At 71.6% G+C, this 16,874-nt stretch carries 16 protein-coding genes; 2 read left to right on the top strand and 14 right to left on the bottom strand.

What is annotated here, in order from left to right; genetic code table 11:
- Positions 1 to 104: 104 nt before the first annotated feature.
- Complete coding sequence (locus B4915_RS13510) at positions 105 to 923, bottom strand: siderophore-interacting protein (RefSeq protein ID WP_245907518.1); 819 nt, start codon at positions 921 to 923, stop codon at positions 105 to 107.
- Between the two features lie 167 nt (positions 924 to 1,090).
- Here B4915_RS13510 and B4915_RS13505 point away from each other — a divergent pair, with 167 nt between their 5' ends.
- Positions 1,091 to 2,689, top strand: a complete 1,599-nt coding sequence (locus B4915_RS13505) for an AraC family transcriptional regulator (protein ID WP_105806344.1) — start codon at positions 1,091 to 1,093, stop codon at positions 2,687 to 2,689.
- A 16-nt stretch (positions 2,690 to 2,705) separates the two neighbouring features.
- On the opposite strand, the gene B4915_RS13500 is transcribed toward B4915_RS13505, so the two are convergent.
- The 8 genes from B4915_RS13500 to B4915_RS13465 form a co-directional block, all read right to left on the bottom strand.
- Positions 2,706 to 4,556: an ABC-F family ATP-binding cassette domain-containing protein gene (locus B4915_RS13500; RefSeq protein WP_105806343.1), complete on the bottom strand. Its 1,851-nt coding sequence runs from the start codon at positions 4,554 to 4,556 to the stop codon at positions 2,706 to 2,708.
- Positions 4,557 to 4,645: 89 nt separating this feature from the next.
- Entirely contained in the window at positions 4,646 to 4,846 is a 201-nt protein-coding gene (locus tag B4915_RS13495; protein ID WP_105806342.1) for a hypothetical protein, read from the bottom strand.
- Positions 4,843 to 5,604, bottom strand: a complete 762-nt coding sequence (locus tag B4915_RS13490) for a DsbA family oxidoreductase (RefSeq protein WP_105806341.1) — start codon at positions 5,602 to 5,604, stop codon at positions 4,843 to 4,845. The genes B4915_RS13495 and B4915_RS13490 overlap by 4 nt, the downstream gene beginning before the upstream one ends.
- Before the next feature lie 35 nt (positions 5,605 to 5,639).
- Positions 5,640 to 6,572, bottom strand: coding sequence for a 4-(cytidine 5'-diphospho)-2-C-methyl-D-erythritol kinase (locus tag B4915_RS13485; RefSeq protein ID WP_105806340.1), 933 nt, complete (start codon positions 6,570 to 6,572; stop codon positions 5,640 to 5,642).
- 4 nt (positions 6,573 to 6,576) lie between these two features.
- Positions 6,577 to 7,485, bottom strand: a complete 909-nt coding sequence (gene rsmA / locus B4915_RS13480; RefSeq protein ID WP_105806385.1) for a 16S rRNA (adenine(1518)-N(6)/adenine(1519)-N(6))-dimethyltransferase RsmA — start codon at positions 7,483 to 7,485, stop codon at positions 6,577 to 6,579.
- A gap of 89 nt (positions 7,486 to 7,574) precedes the next feature.
- Entirely contained in the window at positions 7,575 to 8,594 is a 1,020-nt protein-coding gene (locus B4915_RS13475) for a TatD family hydrolase (protein WP_105806339.1), read from the bottom strand.
- On the bottom strand, positions 8,594 to 10,183 hold the full coding sequence (gene metG / locus B4915_RS13470; protein ID WP_105806338.1) for a methionine--tRNA ligase: 1,590 nt from the start codon (positions 10,181 to 10,183) through the stop codon (positions 8,594 to 8,596). Before metG ends, B4915_RS13475 begins: the two co-directional genes overlap by 1 nt.
- Positions 10,184 to 10,309: 126 nt before the next feature.
- A complete protein-coding gene (locus tag B4915_RS13465; RefSeq protein ID WP_105806337.1) occupies positions 10,310 to 10,780 on the bottom strand; it encodes an OsmC family protein in 471 nt (156 codons plus the stop codon).
- Between the two features lie 128 nt (positions 10,781 to 10,908).
- Here B4915_RS13465 and B4915_RS13460 point away from each other — a divergent pair, with 128 nt between their 5' ends.
- Complete coding sequence (locus B4915_RS13460; protein ID WP_105806336.1) at positions 10,909 to 12,261, top strand: aminotransferase class III-fold pyridoxal phosphate-dependent enzyme; 1,353 nt, start codon at positions 10,909 to 10,911, stop codon at positions 12,259 to 12,261.
- A gap of 95 nt (positions 12,262 to 12,356) precedes the next feature.
- Here the strand turns inward: B4915_RS13460 and B4915_RS13455 are convergent, their stop codons facing one another.
- The 5 genes from B4915_RS13455 to B4915_RS13435 all read right to left on the bottom strand — a co-directional run bounded on the left by B4915_RS13455 (position 12,357) and on the right by B4915_RS13435 (position 16,802).
- Entirely contained in the window at positions 12,357 to 13,166 is an 810-nt protein-coding gene (locus tag B4915_RS13455; RefSeq protein ID WP_105806335.1) for a PP2C family protein-serine/threonine phosphatase, read from the bottom strand.
- A gap of 39 nt (positions 13,167 to 13,205) precedes the next feature.
- Positions 13,206 to 13,985: a YaaA family protein gene (locus tag B4915_RS13450; protein WP_105806334.1), complete on the bottom strand. Its 780-nt coding sequence runs from the start codon at positions 13,983 to 13,985 to the stop codon at positions 13,206 to 13,208.
- Between the two features lie 181 nt (positions 13,986 to 14,166).
- Complete coding sequence (locus B4915_RS13445; protein WP_105806333.1) at positions 14,167 to 14,424, bottom strand: F0F1 ATP synthase subunit epsilon; 258 nt, start codon at positions 14,422 to 14,424, stop codon at positions 14,167 to 14,169.
- A gap of 2 nt (positions 14,425 to 14,426) precedes the next feature.
- Complete coding sequence (atpD, locus tag B4915_RS13440) at positions 14,427 to 15,890, bottom strand: F0F1 ATP synthase subunit beta (RefSeq protein WP_105806332.1); 1,464 nt, start codon at positions 15,888 to 15,890, stop codon at positions 14,427 to 14,429.
- Between the two features lie 21 nt (positions 15,891 to 15,911).
- The gene (locus B4915_RS13435; RefSeq protein ID WP_105806331.1) at positions 15,912 to 16,802 is read right to left on the bottom strand and encodes a F0F1 ATP synthase subunit gamma; all 891 of its coding nucleotides are present in this window, start codon (positions 16,800 to 16,802) and stop codon (positions 15,912 to 15,914) included.
- Positions 16,803 to 16,874 lie beyond the last annotated feature (72 nt).

Raw genomic sequence — 16,874 nt, 5'->3', positions numbered from 1 at the left:
CTGTCGTCTGAGATGGGTCGATGTGATGATGCGAACCGGGCAGGGGGACGCGACCCGGCGACGGGAGGACCCGTGGCCGGGCGCGCGAGCCGGGGCGCCCGGGGCTAGTCGCCTGAAAGCCCCTCCGAGCCCCGTTTCCAGTACCCGGTGAAGTCGATCGCGGACGCCGGAACCCCGCGTTCGCTTGTCAGGTGGCGGCGGATCCGCTGCACCTCCGACTGCTCCCCCGCGAGCCAGACGAAGGGTGTCTCGTCCGGCCAGCTCAGGCTGCGAACGGCGTCGAGGAGCGGCTGCTCCGCCTCGGGCTCGCGCGGAAGCCAGCTCAGCTGCACTCCGGGCGGCGCCGGCAGCTCCTGGCGATGCTCGTCCCGCGCGACGGCGATGAGCACCCGGCCGCGAGCGTGCCAGGGCAGCTCCTCGAGGAGCCGGGCGATGGCCGGGATCGCGGTGTCGTCCCCGGCGGCGAGGAGCCAGCGCTTGCCGGGAGGCCGGCTCGATGTCTTGCCGGGGCCGGCGATGTGCATCGGATCTCCCGGCGCGGCGCGCCTGGCCCAGTCGCTCGCCACGCCGTGCCCGTGCAGCACGAAGTCGATGTCCAGCTCGCGGGCCTCGGGGTCGTAGCGACGCACGGAGTAGGCGCGCGCGAGCGGACGCCGGCCCGCCGCGAAGGACACGCGCCCGTTCTCGATCAGCGGGAGCACGGCTTCGGACTCACCCGGATACGGGAACAGCAGCCGGATGTCGTCGTCGAAGCCGGGCGAGGCGAAGGCGGGGTGCGCTGCGCCGTCCTCAGAGACGAACGCGGCCAGCTGGCTTCCGGCCAGGGTGATCCGCTTCATGCCCGGGGTGACGTCCACGACGCGATCGACGGTGAGCTTCCGCAGGACCACCGGGATCAGGCGGAGCTCGCGCAGGGCACTCAACAGGCACTCTCCTCACAAATCGGCAAGCGACCCGCCGGCGGCGGGACACGGCCCCCGGCGCACACGGCGCGGGGACACCAAGTAAGGCTATCCTTATCACCATCCGATGATTTATCCGCACGCGCAGACTTCACACACTGTCGCGGTGCCCGCACGAGGGGACGACGATGTCAGAGCTGTTCAGCGCGGACGCGATCCCGCCGATCCCCCCATCGCGCCTGGTCTCGGCACGCAACGCCACAGAGCCCGCGCTCCTCTGGGTACGCACGGGCAGCGCCCGCGTCCGGGTCGCGGCGCAGGACTACCCGCTCAGTGCGGGGCAGAGCATCTGGATGCCTGCGGGCGTTTCCTTCGCCGTGCACAGCGACGCCGCATCACTCGTCTTCCCGATCTTCCCGGCGCTGGGGAGCCGCACCCCGAGTCTCACCCGCCCCCAGCGCCTCGACCTCCCCGCCGAGTGGTCGGACTGGCTGATCTATCAGTTCGCGCGCAGCGTCGGCTACCTGCGCGGGGCGAGCTCGGACACGAGCCTGCTCGACCTCATCGCCGGCCCGCATCCCGCCCTCCCACGCTCCCTCACCCTGGGCCACCCGGTGGGACTCCCCCCGATGCCGAGCTCGCCCGAGGCTGCCGCGATTGCACGCGCACTGCTCCAGAACCCGTGCAATCCGGCAGACACCGCGGAGCACGCCCGGTCCGTCGGTCTCAGCCCGCGCACCGTGCAGCAGCGCTTCGTCGACGAGACGGGGCTTCCTCTCATCCGGTGGCGCACCGCCGTCCGCGTCGCCGCCGCGGCCGAGCTCATGGATGCGGGCCACGACATCGGCTGGGCGGGCCGGCAGCTCGGTTTCTCGACCCCGGCCGGCTTCACCAGGGCGTTCCGGGCGAGAACCGGGATGACGCCGAGCGAGTACCAGCGGAGGCGGTCCGCCCAAAGCCACCCGGGGGACGCCCGCGCGGCGGACTTCGGGGAGCGGATCGAACCGCAGCTGCGGCAGGCCGGCGAACGACACGCGCCGCCACCGCCGATCCCGGCGACGCAGAGCTGGTCGCGGATCAACGATTTTCACGTCCTGGTCTGGGTGTACCGCGGTTCCGCGCGGGTGACCGCGGGCGGGCGCACACGGCGGTTACGGCGCGGCGACGTCATCTGGCTCCCCGCCGGTCTCCGCAACCGGATCGCGCTCTCGCCCGGTTCGCTGCTGCTCCCGCTCGGATCGCGCCGCGGCACCCCGCCGATCCGGCTCCCCGACGACCTCGTCCATGCCTTTCCCGAGGAGGCCGAAGACTACCTGCTGCACACGCTGCTCGCGAACTACAGCCTCCTGCGCCCGGAGGTCCACGACCCGAACCGCATCACCCGCCTGTTCCTCGACCGGATCTCGCAACGCCACGCCGAGACGGGCACCGTCTCGGAGGAGGCCGCCCCGGTGCACCAGCTCATCCGCGCCGTGCGCAGCAACCCGGCCGAGGGGCGGACGCTCGCGCACTGGGCTCGGGAGCTCGACCTGGAGACGAACGCCCTGAGCCGCGACTTCCTCTCGGTCACCGGACAGCGCTTTCCGGCCTGGAGATCGGGAGTCCGCATGACCGAGGCGCGCCACTGCCTCGAATCGGGGATGGGCGTCGCGCAGACGGCCAGGAGGCTCGGCTACGCGCACCCCTCAGCGTTCACGACGGTCTTCACCCGGGCCCACGGCATGTCCCCGCGCGACTATCAGCGTCACGGCTGGCAGCACGCCACTGAGTCGCTGATCGTCCGCTGACCGCCTCGCGGATCCCTCAGCCGAGCTGCTCGGAGAGCTCCAGCCAGCGGTCTTCGAGGGCGGCGACCTCGTCTTCGAGGGCCGTGATCTTCACCATCTCGGCGTTGAGCAGGGCGTAGTCGCTCTGGTCGAGGGCGGCGAGACCGTCGCGGGCCTTCGCGGCGTCCGACTGCAGGCGCTCCATCTTGCGCTCCACCGCCGACAGCTCCTTCTCCGCGGCACGGCGCTCCGCACCCGAGAGGCCCGGCGCCGCGGCGGGCCCGGCGGCACCGGCAGACCCGGCTTCCCGCGCGGCGGAGCCGCCGGCCCCCGCCGCGCCCCCGGCCGCACCGGCCTGCTCGCGGGCGCGATCCTCCGCCGCCCGCAGCCTCAGATACTCGTCGACCCCGCCGGGCAGGTGCCGCAGGCGGCGATCCAGGATCGCATACTGCTGGTCGGTGACGCGCTCCAGGAAGTACCGGTCGTGCGACACGACGATGAGCGTGCCCGGCCACGAGTCGAGCAGGTCCTCCATGGCCGCGAGCATGTCGGTGTCGAGGTCGTTCGTCGGCTCGTCGAGGATGAGCACGTTCGGCTGCTCCAGCAGGATCAGCAGCAGCTGCAGACGGCGCTTCTGCCCGCCGGAGAGGTCCTTCACCGGGGTGGAGAGCTGCGCGCTCGTGAATCCCATGCGCTCCAGCATCTGCCCGGGGGTCAGCTCCTGCGCCTTCGATCCCGAGCCGACGGTGAAGCTCGTGCGCAGGCGCCCGATGACCACCCGCACCGGCTCGTTCAGATGTTCTTCCAGCTCGTCGAGGCGCTGCGTCAGGGTGGCCACCTGCACGGTCTTGCCACGCTTCACGCTGCCGCTCGTCGGCTGCACCTCGCCCGAGATGAGCCCCAGCAGGGTCGACTTGCCCGCCCCGTTGACGCCGAGGATGCCGGTGCGCTCCCCGGGGGCGAGCCGCCACTCCACGTCTTCGAGGATCGTGCGGCCGTCGTAGGCGACGCCCGCGTCGAGCAGATTGACGACCTCCTTGCCGAGGCGCTGCACCGCCATCGACTGCAAGGACACCCGGTCGCGGATCTCGGGCACATCGGCGATCAGCTCGTTGGCGGCGTCGATGCGGAACTTCGGCTTCGAGGTGCGCGCGGGCGCCCCGCGCCGCAGCCAGGCGAGCTCCTTGCGGGCGAGGTTCTGGCGCTTCTGCTCGATCGCGGCGGCCTGCCGGTCGCGCTCCACGCGCTGCAGGATGTAGGCGGCGTAGCCGCCCTCGAAGGGCTCGACGATCCGGTCGTGCACCTCCCACGTGGTCTCGCAGACCTCGTCGAGGAACCACCGGTCGTGGGTGACGACGAGCAGCGCGCCCTGTCCCTTCGGCCAGCGACGCTTCAGGTGAGCGGCCAGCCAGGAGATGCCCTCGACATCGAGGTGGTTGGTCGGCTCGTCGAGGAAGAGCACGTCGTAGTCGCCGACGAGCAGGCGCGCGAGCGCGACCCGCCGCCGCTGACCCCCCGAGAGGCCGTCGAGCGGGGCATCCCAGTCGAGGTCGCCCACGAGGCCGGCGATGACCTCGCGGATGCGCGGGTCCCCCGCCCACTCGTGCTCGGGGAGGTCGCCCACGATCGCGCTTCCCACCGTCTCGCCGTCCGCGAAGACGTCGGCCTGGTCGAGCACCCCGACGGTGGTGCCGCCGCGCACCGTCACCTGACCGCCGTCGGGCTCGCGTCGGCCCGCCAGCATCATCAGCAGCGAGGACTTGCCGTCGCCATTGCGTCCGACGATGCCGATCCGGTCCCCCTCCGCGACCCCGAGGGTCACCGAGTCGAAGACGGTCTTGGTCGGAACCTCGAGGTGCAGGGCCTCGGCCCCCAGAAGATGCGCCATAACCCTCTCAGTCTACGGGGCGGGCTCCGGCGCGCGCCCCGGCAGCGCAGCTCGCCCCGGTGCCCGGGACTGCGAGCGGCCTCGGACGCTCAGGCGCTGCAGCAGGAGCCGCCGCAGCACGACCCGGCGCCGCCGCCGTCGCCGAGGAGGTTCAGGATCTCGGCGCTCTCGGCCGAGGCGGCCGCGGCGATGCCCGCGTCGAGGTCGAAGCCGGCGGCCTCGGGCGCACTCGGCGCGGCAGGCGCGGCGCCCTCCGCGCTCGCGGTGGTGGTCTTCGTCTGCTCGCTCATGCGCGCGCCTCCTCGGTCTCGATGGTTTCAGTGGCCTCGCCGGCCTCGCTCGAATCCGCGTTCTCCGCAGGCGCGGATCCGGAAGGCGCGGATCCGGCCTCGGCGCGCAGGCCGAGCACCTGCTCGAACGCCCCGGCGAAGGCCTCGGCCGACTGGGCGCCGGACACGCCGTACTTCTGATCGATCAGGAAGAACGGCACGCCGGAGACCCCCATCATCCGCGCACGGGTGATGTCGCGCTCGACCGCCGCGCCGTACTCCTCGCTGTCGAGGGCGGCGAGCACCGCCTCCGGGTCGAGCCCAGCCTCCGCGCCGACGCGCGCCAGCACCGTGGGGTCCGCAAGATTCTCGCCCTCCGCGAAATAGGCACGGAACAGCCGCTCCTGCACGGCCGCCTGCACGCCCTCGTCCTTCGCGAGATGGAGAATGCGGTGCGCACGGTGCGTGTTCGTGTGCCGCACCCGGTCGAAGGCGAAGCCGAGCCCCTCCGCCGCCCCGAGCTCGGTCATCTGGCCGAGCATCTGCTCGACCTGCGCCGCGGGCATGCCCTTGTGGGCGACGAGGAAGTCGACCTCGCTGCCGGTGAAGTCGAGCGGGGTGTCGGGGGCGAGCTCGAAGCTGTGGCTCTCCACCTCCACCTCCACATCGGGGTGCCGTTCGCGGAGGGCCGCGACGCCCGCCTCGAAACGGTGCTTGCCGATGTAGCACCACGGGCAGGCGATGTCGGACCAGATGTCGACGCGGATCTTCTCGCTCATGCCGGGTACAGCGCCGCGGCGGCCGCGACTATTCCTCAGCCGTCGATCACGCGCGCGCCGGGCACCGGGCCGGTCGCCGTCAGGGCGCGCACGCCAGCACGGGTGAGGACGCCCCGCAGCTCGGCCGCCGACTGGGCGCTGTCGGCGAGGAACGCCACGGTGGGGCCCGATCCGGAGACGATGCCGGCGAGCGCGCCCCGCGACTCCCCCAGCTCCAGCAGCTCGGAGAGCTCCGGGGCGAGCCGCAGGGCGGCCACCTGCAGGTCGTTGTGCATCGATTCCGCGAGGGAGCTCGGGTCACCCACCCGCACCGCCTGCAGCACCGCGGTGTCGACCTTCACGAGCTCGGGCTGCGGGCCCAGGTCCACGATGTGCTCGTCGCGATGCTGGTCGAGGGTGCGATACACCACCGGCGTGCTGAGGCCGGCCTCCGAGAGCGCGAGCACCCAGTGGAAGCCGCCCTTCGCGAGCGCCGGGCTCAGCTCGTCGCCGCGCCCCGTCCCCACGGCCGTGCCGCCCTCCAGGGCGAAGGGCACATCGGCGCCGAGCTCCGCGGCGAGCCGGTGCAGGGCCGCGCGCCCCACGCCGGTTCCCCACAGTTCGTCGCAGGCGACGAGCGTCGCGGCGGCGTCGGCCGAGCCCCCGCCCATGCCCCCGGCGATGGGCACGCGCTTGAACACGGTGAGGGCGACGCCGCCGCGGTAGCCGGTGCGCCGCGCGAGCAGGCGCGCGGCGGCGAGCGCCAGATTGCGGTCGTCGGTGGGCAGGCCGCTCGCGTCGATGGGGCCGCTGAAGCGGATCGAGAAGTCGTCCGCGGGCTCCGCGGTCACCTCCTCGAAGAGCGAGACGGCCTGGTAGAGGGAGGCGACATCGTGGTATCCGTCATCCTGGATCGCACCCACGCGGAAGAACACGTTGATCTTTCCCGGCGCCCTCACCGTGACCGATCGCATCCCCCGCACGCTCATGGTCTCAACGGTAGCGCACCGGCGCGTCGCTCTCGGACAGGGACGTGCGGCCATCCGGCGAACTGCGCGCGATCGCCAGGTAGTCGTCGATGGCGAGCTGCTCGGCCCGGGCCGTCGGATCGATGCCCGCGGCCTCGATCGCGGCCGTCGTCTCACCCAGTGGCCCCAGCACCGGCTGCAGCGCCTGCCGCAGCATCTTGCGGCGCTGGGCGAAGGCGGCGCTCACGAGCGCGAAGGTGCGTCGTCGCTCGGCCTCGTCGCCGCGGGGCTCGGCGCGACGCTCATAGCCCACGAGCACGGAGTCCACGCCGGGCACGGGCCAGAAGATCCGGCGGCTCACGGTGCCGGCGATCCCCCACTCCCCGTACCACGCCGCCTTCGCGCTGGGCGCGCCGTACTCTCGGCTGCCCGGTGCGGCGGCGATGCGGTGCCCCACCTCGGCCTGGACCATGACGAGACCGCGTCGCAGCTGCGGGATGAGTTCCAGGAGGTGCATGAGGATCGGCACCGACACGTTGTAGGGGAGGTTCGCGACGAGCACCTCGGGCGGTGCGGGCAGGCCGTCCAGCTCCTCCCGGCCCAGTTCGAGGGCGTCGCAGCGGATCACCCGCAGGCGGGGGCTCCCCTCCTCCGCGAACACCTCGGGCTGCAGGGCGCGGACGGTGTGCGGCAGCTCGGCGGCGAGTCGGTGGTCGATCTCCACGGCCGTCACCTGGGCGCCGGCCTCCGTGATGCCGAGGGTGAGGGAGCCCAGGCCGGGGCCCACCTCGATCACGCGGTCCCCGCTCTCCACGCGCGCGAGCCGCACGATCTTGCGGACCGTGTTCGGATCGATGACGAAGTTCTGCCCGAGCTTCTTCGTCGGCGAGACGCCGAGCCGCTCCGCGAGCTCCCGCACCTCGGCGGGGCCCAGGAGCGCGGCGCGGGCGGGCGCCGGAACGGACGGCCGGGCGTCGGCCCCGCCGGGGACCGCCTCCGCTCCCGGTCCCTCCGGGCGCTCGCTCACGCGGCCTCCGCGGACGCGTGAGCGGCGGCATCGCCGGCGGCACCCGGATCGGCTTCCCACGTCCCGTAGACGCGCTCGGTGTTCGCGGCGATCCGGGCGCAGACCTCTTCGAGCGGCTCCTCCAGCGTCTCCGCCATGCGGCGCACGGTGTGCGGGAGGAGGTAGGGGGCGTTGGGGCGGCCCCGGTATGGCTCGGGTGTGAGGAACGGGGCGTCGGTCTCCGCGAGGACCAGCTCCGGTTTCGCGACCACGAGGGCCTCGCGCAGGCGCGGGGCGTTCTTGAAGGTCGTGGTGCCCGCGAACGACATGTACCAGCCGTGCTCGTTGCAGATGCGGGCGAGGCGCACATCGCCCGAGAAGCAGTGGAAGACGGTCCGCTCGGGGGCGCCGACGCGCAGCAGCGTCGCGACGACCTCGTCGTGGGCGTCGCGGTCGTGGATCTGCAGCGCGATCCCGTTCGCCTTCGCGATCTCGATGTGCGTCTCGAAGGACTCGATCTGCGCCTCCCGGCCGTCCTCCCCCGTGCGGAAGAAGTCGAGTCCGGTCTCGCCGACGGCCCGCACGCGCGGCAGCGCGGCGAGCCGCGAGATCTCGGAGAGCTGCGCGCTGAGGCAGCCCTGCGCGAAGAGCTTGGGCGCTTCGTTCGGGTGGAGGGCGACCGCGGCCAGCACGCGCGGATCGCTCTCGGCGAGCTGCGCGCTCCAGCGGCTCGTCTCCAGGTCGGTGCCGACCTGCACGATACCGCGCACGCCCGCGGCCTGCGCGCGGTCGAGCGAGTCGAGCGGATCGAGCTGTTCGATGCCGTCCTCGAACTCGAGGTGCGCGTGATTGTCGTAGAGCGGGACCGGCAGCGGCTCCGGCAGCGGGGGCCGGGCGAGGTCGCGCTCGCGTCCGCTGCTGGACCGCTTGCGCAGTCCGCCCGCGGGCGGCGCGGGCGGCGCGGGCGTGCCCGGGCCCGCTGCGGCGAGCGGCCCCCGCGGAGCGGCTCCCTCCGGCCCCGCCTCGGGGGTGGCCATCACTTGCCCCCGTCGCTCTCGATGCGGGGGAAGAGGACGTCGAGCGCGTGCTGCGCCGTGCCCGCGGGGAGCCGCCCCCACTGTCCGGCCGCGCGGATCGGCTGCGCTTCGAGCGCGCCCAGCGTCTCCTCGGCGCCGAGTGCCGCCCACAGCTTGCGCGCGGCGCGCGGAATCACGGGGTGCAGCAGCTCGGCGAGGACCCGCAGGCCCTCGGTGGCGGTGTTGAGCACGGTGGCGAGGCGGTCGCGCTGCGCCTCGTCCTTCGCGAGCGCCCACGGCTGCTGCTCCTGCACGTAGCCGTTCAGCGCGTCGACCAGCTCCCAGATCGCCGCGATCGCCTCGTGGATCGCGAAGCGCTCGATGTGCGCGTCGGCGGCAGCGGTCGCGGTGGCCGCGAGCTCGCGGATCGCGCGATCCGCCTCGGCCAGCTCGCCCTCCGCGGCAGCGGGCACCGTCCCGTCGAAGTACTTCGCATTCATCGCGAGCACCCGGCTGGCGAGGTTGCCGAAGCCGTTCGCCAGCTCGGCGTGATACCGCGCGTGCAGGTCCTCCCAGCTGAAGGAGCCGTCGTGCCCGAAGCTGATGGCGCGCATGAAGTAGTAGCGGAACGCGTCCGAGCCGAAGGTGTCGGTGATCTCGTTCGGGGCGATGCCCGTGAGCTTCGACTTCGACATCTTCTCGCCGCCGACCAGCAGCCAGCCGTGGGCGAAGACGTGCCGCGGCACCTCGATCCCGGCCGCCATGAGCATCGCCGGCCAGATGACGGCGTGGAAGCGCAGGATGTCCTTGCCGACGAGGTGGTTCGCGGGCCAGCGCCGCGAGAACTCCGCCTCGTCGCGGCCGTAGCCGGTCGCGGTGACGTAGTTGAGCAGCGCGTCGAACCAGACATAGGTGACGTGGGTGTCGTCCCACGGGATCGGGATGCCCCAGTCGAAGGAGGTGCGCGAGATCGAGAGGTCTTCGAGCCCCTGCTGCACGAAGGCGATCACCTCGTTGCGGGCGCTCGCGGGCTGCACGAAGTCGGGACGCTCCTCGTAGAGGGCGAGGAGGCGATCCTGGAAGGCGCTCATCTTGAAGAAGTAGTTCTTCTCCTGCAGCAGCTCCAGCGGCTTGGAGTGGATCGCGCAGACCTTCTGCCCCTCGAAGGCGCCCTCGCCGTCGACGATCTCGCTCTTCGGCTTGAACTCCTCGCAGCCCACGCAGTAGAGCGCCTCGAACTCACCGGCGTAGACGTGCCCGTCGTCGTAGAGCTTCTGCAGGAACTTCGCGACGCCCTCCTCGTGGCGCGCGTCGGTCGTGCGGATGAAGTCGTCGTTCGAGATGTCGATCGTGTCGAGCAGCGGCTTCCAGGCGCTCTCGACGAGGCGGTCGGCCCACTCCTTCGGCGCGACGCCGTTCGCGGTCGCGGTGCGCAGGATCTTCTGGCCGTGCTCGTCCGTTCCCGTCAGGAACCACGTATCGTCGCCCGCCTGCCGGTGCCAGCGGGCCAGCACGTCCGCCGCGACCTCGGTGTAGGCGTGCCCGATGTGGGGCGCATCGTTCACGTAGAAGATGGGCGTGGTGAGGAAGAACGACTGGGGTTCGGGCATGGCTGCCATTCTATTCGCTCCCGCCGCCCCGGAATCCGCGCCCGCCATGGCTGGGCCCGGCCCCGGCCACGGCACAGGGGAAGCGGCACGGCCTGCGGAGGCGGGCGGTCCCCCGAGGCGCCGGGATCAGGCGAGCAGGATCTCGGGTTCGTGGCGCACGGGGAAGTTGACGGAGTTGGCGATGAAGCAGGCCTCGCGGGCCTCCGCGTGCGCGGCGCGCGCGGCCTCCGCCATCGAGGCCTCCGCGACCGTCACCCTCGGCCGCAGCACCACCTCGGTGAAGGCACCGCCGAGCCCGTCCTGCCGCATCGTGCCGCTCGCCTCATCGGTGTAGGCGGTCACCACCACCCCGGCGCGCACCGCCATGTGCAGGTAGGACAGCATGTGGCACTGCGCGAGCGCGGCCACGAGCAGTTCCTCGGGGTTCCACCGCTCCGCGTCGCCGTGGAAGGTGCGATCGGCGGAGGCCGCGAGCTCGTGGAGCTTGCCGGGAGCGCGCACCACGAGCTGCCGCCCGTACTCGCGGTAGCCGCTGGTCCCGGTGCCCCGGTTCCCCGCCCACTCGATCCCGACCCGGTACTCGTGCACGCCGCTCATGCGGTCAGCCTAGTGGTGCGGTACGCCCCCGCGCATCGCTTTCCCCGCCGGACGACGGCGGCCGCGGCCGGAGCCGCGCCGGGGCGCTCCCACTCGGGGCCCGGCGAGGCGGGAGTAGGATCGAGTGCATGAGTGAAGCGACCCTCACCGAAACCAGCATCCCGCAGCAGCGCCTCGTCGTGACCGAGATCCCCGGTCCCCGCTCCCGCGAGATCCACGAGCGGCGACGCGCGGTCGTTCCGCCGGGGGTGCACAGCGTGCTCCCCGTCTACGTCGAGCGCGCCCACGACTCCATCGTCGTCGACGTCGACGGCAACCACCTCATCGACGTCTGCGGCGGCATCGGCGTGACCACCATCGGCCACACCGACGAGGCGGTGGTCGCCGCCGCGGCCGAGCAGCTCGGCAAGGTGACCCACACGCTCTTCACGATGACCCCCTACGAGCCCTATGTGCGCGTGGCCGAGTACCTCGCGCAGCACGTGCCCGGCTCCACCCCGGAGCAGCCCTACAAGACCCTGCTCATGAACTCGGGTGCCGAGGCCGTCGAGAACGGCGTCAAGATCGCCCGCAAGCACACCGGACGGCCCGGCGTGGCCGTCCTCGAGCACGCCTACCACGGCCGCACCATGCTCACCAGCAGCATGAACCACAAGGCGGCGCCCTACGCGCTCGGCTACGGCCCCCGGGCGGGCAACATCTACAAGGCTCCCAACTCCTACCCCCTGCACGACGGCCTCAGCGGCGCAGAGGCGGCCGCACGCACCATCGCCTACCTTGAGAAGGTCGCGGGCGCCGAGGATCTCGCCTGCCTGGTGGTCGAGCCGATCCAGGGCGAGGGCGGCTTCATCGTGCCGGCCGACGGCTACCTGCCCGCGCTCGCGGACTGGTGCCGCGAGAACGGCATCGTGTTCATCGCCGACGAGGTGCAGGCCGGCATGGCCCGCACCGGGACCGTGTTCTCCATCGAGCAGTTCGGCGTCGAGCCCGACATCGTGCTCTCGGCGAAGGGCATCGCGGGCGGCCTCCCCCTCGCGGGCATCACCGGCCGCGCCGAGATCATGGACAAGTCGCAGCCCGGCGGCCTGGGCGGCACCTTCGGCGGCAACCCCGTGTCCTGCGCCGCCGCCGTCGCGGTGTTCGAGCGGATCGACAGCGAAGGCCTGCTGGCAGAGGCGAAGCGCATCGAGACGGTGTTCGGCGGTGGCCTGCGCGAGCTGCAGGGCAAGCACCCGGCCATCGGCGAGGTGCGCGGCAAGGGCGCGATGCTCGCGATCGAGCTGGTGCAGCCCGGCACCGTCGAGCCGAACGCGGAGCTGGTGTCTCAGGTCATCGCCTATGCCGCCGAGCGCGGGGTGATCCTGCTCAGCAGCGGTGTCTCGAACCAGGCGATCCGCTTCCTGCCCTCGCTGAAGATGACCGACGAGCTGATCGCGGACGTGCTCTCGGTGCTGGACGAGGCGCTCACCGCGCACGCCTGAGCGGGTCCGGCGGCGGCCTAGCGTCCGCCGCCGGATGCCGGATCGGCCGTCGCCCTCCCCCTCCCGCGCAGCCGGGAGCGACGGGGAGGGCGTCGTCACATGGTGATCTCTTCGGTGCGGTCGTCGCCGACCGCGTGGACGTCGATGACGATCACGGTGACGTTGTCGCGCCCCGCGTTGTCGAGTGCCTGCTGCACCAGGGTGCGTGCGGCGCCCTCCGCGGTGGCCTGGGTGGCGAGGAAGTGCTGGATCCCGATGTCGGTGAGCTCCTTGGTGAGCCCGTCGGAGCAGATCAGCAGCCGCTGGCCCGGGATGAGGGCGAGCGCGGTGTAGTCGGGGATCGGCGCCTCGTTGAAGCCCACCGCGCGGGTGATGACGTTGGCGTGGGGGTGGATCTCCGCTTCCTCCTCGGTGATGGCGCCGGTGTCGATGAGGTGCTGGACGACGGAGTGATCGACGGTGATCTGGCTCAGTGCACCCTTGAAGTACTGGTAGACCCGGGAGTCGCCGATGTTGAAGACCTTCCAGGTGGGCTGGTCCTCGTCGCTCAGGCAGACGCCCGTCACGGTGGTGCCGGCCCCCAGCTCGGTCTCGCCCGCGTCGAGCTCGATGTCGTCGACGGCGTCACCGAGCACCTCGTCGATGTCCGCCTCCCCCACCCCGGCGTTGCCGCCGAGCTCGGCGAGACGGCGCACCACCGCGGCGGACGCGATCTCACCGGCGGAGTGCCCGCCCATGCCGTCGGCGACGGCGAAGATCGGCGGCATGACGACGTAGCTGTCCTGATTGGTCTCGCGGCGATTCCCGGTCTCGCTGATCGCGAACCAGGAGAGCTCGATCTCGAGATCCCCGCGCGAGCGGAGGCGCAGTCGGCGGTGTGACGCGTTCTCGCCGCGCACCGTCACTGCTTTCGCTCCTGAGACATCCTCATCATCCTATCGGTCTCACGCTGCCCGCGAAGACGCGGCGGGTGCGCCGAGCTCGGTGACGAGCGTGGCCTCCCCCGCGGCACCGTCGGCGTGCAGCTCCAGGCCCTCGTCACGTGCCCAGCTCACCAGTTGCTCAGGACTCCGGAGCAGCGCACCGGATCGCGCGAGGCGCCGCACCAGCTCGCCTTTGGCGGCCTTGTTGAAGTGGTTCAGGGCGCGCACCTGACCATCCGCGCCGCGCTGCACCACGTGGAGGAACAGCGCCTCCGGCACCGGGGCGAGCGCCCGGTAGTCCTGCGAGCGCAGATCGAGGATCAGCTCGCCCGCTGGCCACTCGAGGCCGGCGTGCGCCGCTCCCCAGACGCGCTTCAGCGGGGAGCCGAGCGCGGGGAGCCGGGATGAGGCCGACAGCCGGTACGCGGGGATCCTGTCGCCCGCGCGAACGAGGCCGAAGAGCGCAGACTGCACGAGAACCCGCGCCTCGATCCAGTCGCGCTCCGCCCCGCGCAGCGATTCCGCGTCGAGCGCGTCGTACAGCACGCCCGTGTAGCGATCGATCGCGGGGAGCACCCCGCTCGTGCCGAGCCGCAGATTGTGCTCGAGCTCCCCGCGGTTCTTGGTGCCCAGCTTGAGGGCCTTCGCCGCCGTGTCCGCATCGCTGCTCAGCTGCACGAGCGCCTCGCGCACCCGGGCACGCGTCTCGCCGAGCTCCGCGTCGGCGTGGAGCACGGTGGGGTCGAGCGCGCCGTCCCCTCCGGCGCGTTTCGTCTCCGAGGGCGGCAGCAGCACGAGCATGGGCGGGCTTCCTTCCGGGTGGCGCGGGCGGACGACGATCGGGAACAGGGGCTCCGGCCAGGTGCCGGGATGGAAGCGGGCTGGGACCGGGGGGCCCGCCCGCAGGCCCCGGACCCGGATACGGCAGAGGCCGGCCGGGAACCCGTGACGGGCACCCGGCCGGCCTCGCCGAGCACGGGGGCTACGCGATCGACGCGCGCCCCGCGACGATGGTCACCGTGTCGTGGTCGACCGAGAGGAAACCCCCCTCGGCGTCGACCGCGACCTTCTCGCCACCGGCGGTGGTCACGCGGACCTCGCCGTGGGCGAGCGTGGCGAGCAGCGGCTGGTGGCCGCTGAGGATGCCGATCTCACCCTCGACCGTCCTCGCGACGACCTGGGCGGCGGTGCCGCTCCAGACCTCGCGGTCGGCCGAGACGACGCTGACGTTGAGCGCCATGCTCAGGCCAGGTCCTTCTGCATCTTCGCCCAGTTCTCCTCGACGTCAGAGATGGCGCCGACGTTGAAGAAGGCCTGCTCGGCGACGTGGTCGAACTCGCCCTTGCAGATCGCGTCGAAGGACTCGATGGTGTCCTTCAGCGGGACCGTGGAGCCCTCCACGCCGGTGAACTTCTTCGCCATGTAGGTGTTCTGCGAGAGGAACTGCTGGATGCGGCGCGCGCGCGCCACGGTGATCTTGTCCTCTTCGGAGAGCTCGTCCACGCCGAGGATCGCGATGATCTCCTGCAGCTCCTTGTTCTTCTGGAGGATCTGCTTGACCGTGGTCGCCACGCGGTAGTGATCCTCGCCCAGGTAGCGGGGATCGAGGATGCGCGAGGTGGAGGTCAGCGGATCGACGGCCGGGTAGAGGCCCTTCGAGGCGATCTCACGCGAGAGCTCGGTGGTCGCGTCGAGGTGCGCGAAGGTCGTCGCGGGAGCCGGGTCGGTGTAGTCGTCGGCGGGCACGTAGATCGCCTGCAGCGAGGTGATCGAGTGGCCGCGCGTCGAGGTGATGCGCTCCTGCAGGAGGCCCATCTCGTCGGCGAGGTTCGGCTGGTAGCCCACCGCGGACGGCATGCGGCCGAGCAGCGTCGACACCTCGGAGCCGGCCTGCGTGAAGCGGAAGATGTTGTCGATGAAGAGCAGCACGTCCTGCTTCTGCACATCGCGGAAGTACTCCGCCATGGTCAGCGCCGAGAGGGCGACGCGGAGGCGCGTCCCCGGGGGCTCGTCCATCTGGCCGAACACGAGCGCGGTCTTGTCGAACACGCCGGCCTCGTCCATCTCGTGGATGAGGTCGTTGCCCTCACGGGTGCGCTCGCCGACGCCGGCGAACACCGACACGCCGCCGTGATCCTGGGCCACGCGCTGGATCATCTCCTGGATGAGGACCGTCTTGCCCACGCCCGCGCCGCCGAAGAGGCCGATCTTGCCGCCCTGCACGTAGGGGGTGAGGAGGTCGATGACCTTGATGCCGGTCTCGAAGAGCTGCGTCTTCGACTCGAGCTGGTCGAAGGCCGGGGGCTCGCGGTGGATGCTCCAGCGCTCGCTGACCTCGATCGTCTCGCCCTCGGGGAGGTTGAGCACATCGCCGGTCACGTTGAAGACCTTGCCCTTGGTGACGTCGCCGACGGGAACCGTGATGGAGTCGCCGGTGTCGGTGACCTCCTGGCCGCGGACGAGGCCGTCGGTGGGCTTCAGGGCGATGGCGCGCACGAGGTTGTCGCCGAGGTGCTGGGCGACTTCGAGCACGAGCTTGCCGGGCTCCGAGCCGTCACCGAAGTCGACGGTGGTCTCGAGAGCGTTGTAGACGGCGGGGATCGCGTCGTGCGGGAACTCGATGTCGACGACGGGGCCGGTCACTCGAGCGATCCGCCCGACAACCTTCGTTGCGGCCTCAGTCGCCACTGCGGCGGTTTCGGTCATGTTTCTCTCTCTTCGTGCTTTCTAGCTCGACAGCGCGTCGGCGCCGCCTACGATCTCGGAAATCTGCTGGGTAATCTCGGCCTGGCGAGCGTTGTTCGCGAGGCGCGTGTAGTCGCGGATCAGCGCGTCGGCGTTGTCGCTGGCCGACTTCATCGCCTTCTGCGTCGCCGCGTGCTTCGCGGCCGCCGACTCGAGCATCGCGTTGAAGATGCGCGACTCGATGTACGCCGGCAGCAGCTCGTCGAGCACGGTGTCGGCGTCGGGCTCGAACTCGTACAGCGCCTCCGGGCCGTCCTCGGCCTCGGCGACGCCCTCGACCACCTGCAGCGGGAGCAGCCGGTGCACCTCGGGGACCTGGCTCACCATGCTGATGAGGCGGTTGTAGACGAGGTGGATCTCCTGCGCGCCGCCCTCTGCGGCCGGGCGGGCGAAGATCTCCAGCACCGCGTCGGCGATCTCCTTCGCCGTCTCGAAGCCGGGGTTCTCCGTGTCACCCGTCCAGACGCGCTCGGAGGCACGACGACGGAAGGAGAAGTACCCCTGCGCCTTGCGGCCGATCAGGTAGTAGACGACCTCCTTGCCCTCCTCCTCCAGCAGCTCGGTGAGCTCCTCGGCTTCCCGCAGCACCTGCGAGTTGAAGGCGCCCGCGAGTCCGCGGTCGGAGGTGAAGATCACCACTGCCGCCCGCTCGACCTTCTCGGCCTCGGTGAGCAGCGGGTGGTCGGTGTTCGAGTGCGTCGCGACGGCCGAGACCGCGCGGGTGATCGCGGTGGCGTAGGGCGTCGACGCCTCGACGCGGGCCTTCGCCTTCTGAATGCGAGAGGCTGCGATCAGCTCCATCGCACGGGTGATCTTCTTGGTCGTCTGGGCAGAACGAATCTTCTGCCGGTAGACCCGAAGTTGCGCTCCCATGTCTCTCCTGTACTGGTCGGGGCTGGCTGGTCTGAGGTGCGGGATCGGCGGGGGCTCGCGCCCCCGCCGGAT

It is taken from the genome of Leucobacter massiliensis (assembly GCF_002982315.1).
GTDB classification, from domain to species: Bacteria; Actinomycetota; Actinomycetes; order Actinomycetales; family Microbacteriaceae; genus Leucobacter; species Leucobacter massiliensis.
The sequence above is the reverse complement of the archived record's forward strand: the minus strand, read 5'-3'. Positions and strand labels throughout refer to the sequence as shown.

What these genes read in the sequence shown, in the direction of transcription:
- B4915_RS13505 (WP_105806344.1), top strand. Translation starts at nt 1,091, where the DNA reads ATGTCAGAGCTGTTCAGCGCGGACGCGATCCCGCCGATCCCCCCATCG.
- B4915_RS13500 (WP_105806343.1), bottom strand. Translation starts at nt 4,556, where the DNA reads ATGGCGCATCTTCTGGGGGCCGAGGCCCTGCACCTCGAGGTTCCGACC.
- B4915_RS13495 (WP_105806342.1), bottom strand. Translation starts at nt 4,846, where the DNA reads ATGAGCGAGCAGACGAAGACCACCACCGCGAGCGCGGAGGGCGCCGCG.
- B4915_RS13490 (WP_105806341.1), bottom strand. Translation starts at nt 5,604, where the DNA reads ATGAGCGAGAAGATCCGCGTCGACATCTGGTCCGACATCGCCTGCCCG.
- B4915_RS13485 (WP_105806340.1), bottom strand. Translation starts at nt 6,572, where the DNA reads ATGAGCGTGCGGGGGATGCGATCGGTCACGGTGAGGGCGCCGGGAAAG.
- B4915_RS13475 (WP_105806339.1), bottom strand. Translation starts at nt 8,594, where the DNA reads ATGGCCACCCCCGAGGCGGGGCCGGAGGGAGCCGCTCCGCGGGGGCCG.
- metG (WP_105806338.1), bottom strand. Translation starts at nt 10,183, where the DNA reads ATGCCCGAACCCCAGTCGTTCTTCCTCACCACGCCCATCTTCTACGTG.
- B4915_RS13465 (WP_105806337.1), bottom strand. Translation starts at nt 10,780, where the DNA reads ATGAGCGGCGTGCACGAGTACCGGGTCGGGATCGAGTGGGCGGGGAAC.
- B4915_RS13460 (WP_105806336.1), top strand. Translation starts at nt 10,909, where the DNA reads ATGAGTGAAGCGACCCTCACCGAAACCAGCATCCCGCAGCAGCGCCTC.
- B4915_RS13450 (WP_105806334.1), bottom strand. Translation starts at nt 13,985, where the DNA reads ATGCTCGTGCTGCTGCCGCCCTCGGAGACGAAACGCGCCGGAGGGGAC.
- B4915_RS13445 (WP_105806333.1), bottom strand. Translation starts at nt 14,424, where the DNA reads ATGGCGCTCAACGTCAGCGTCGTCTCGGCCGACCGCGAGGTCTGGAGC.
- atpD (WP_105806332.1), bottom strand. Translation starts at nt 15,890, where the DNA reads ATGACCGAAACCGCCGCAGTGGCGACTGAGGCCGCAACGAAGGTTGTC.
- B4915_RS13435 (WP_105806331.1), bottom strand. Translation starts at nt 16,802, where the DNA reads ATGGGAGCGCAACTTCGGGTCTACCGGCAGAAGATTCGTTCTGCCCAG.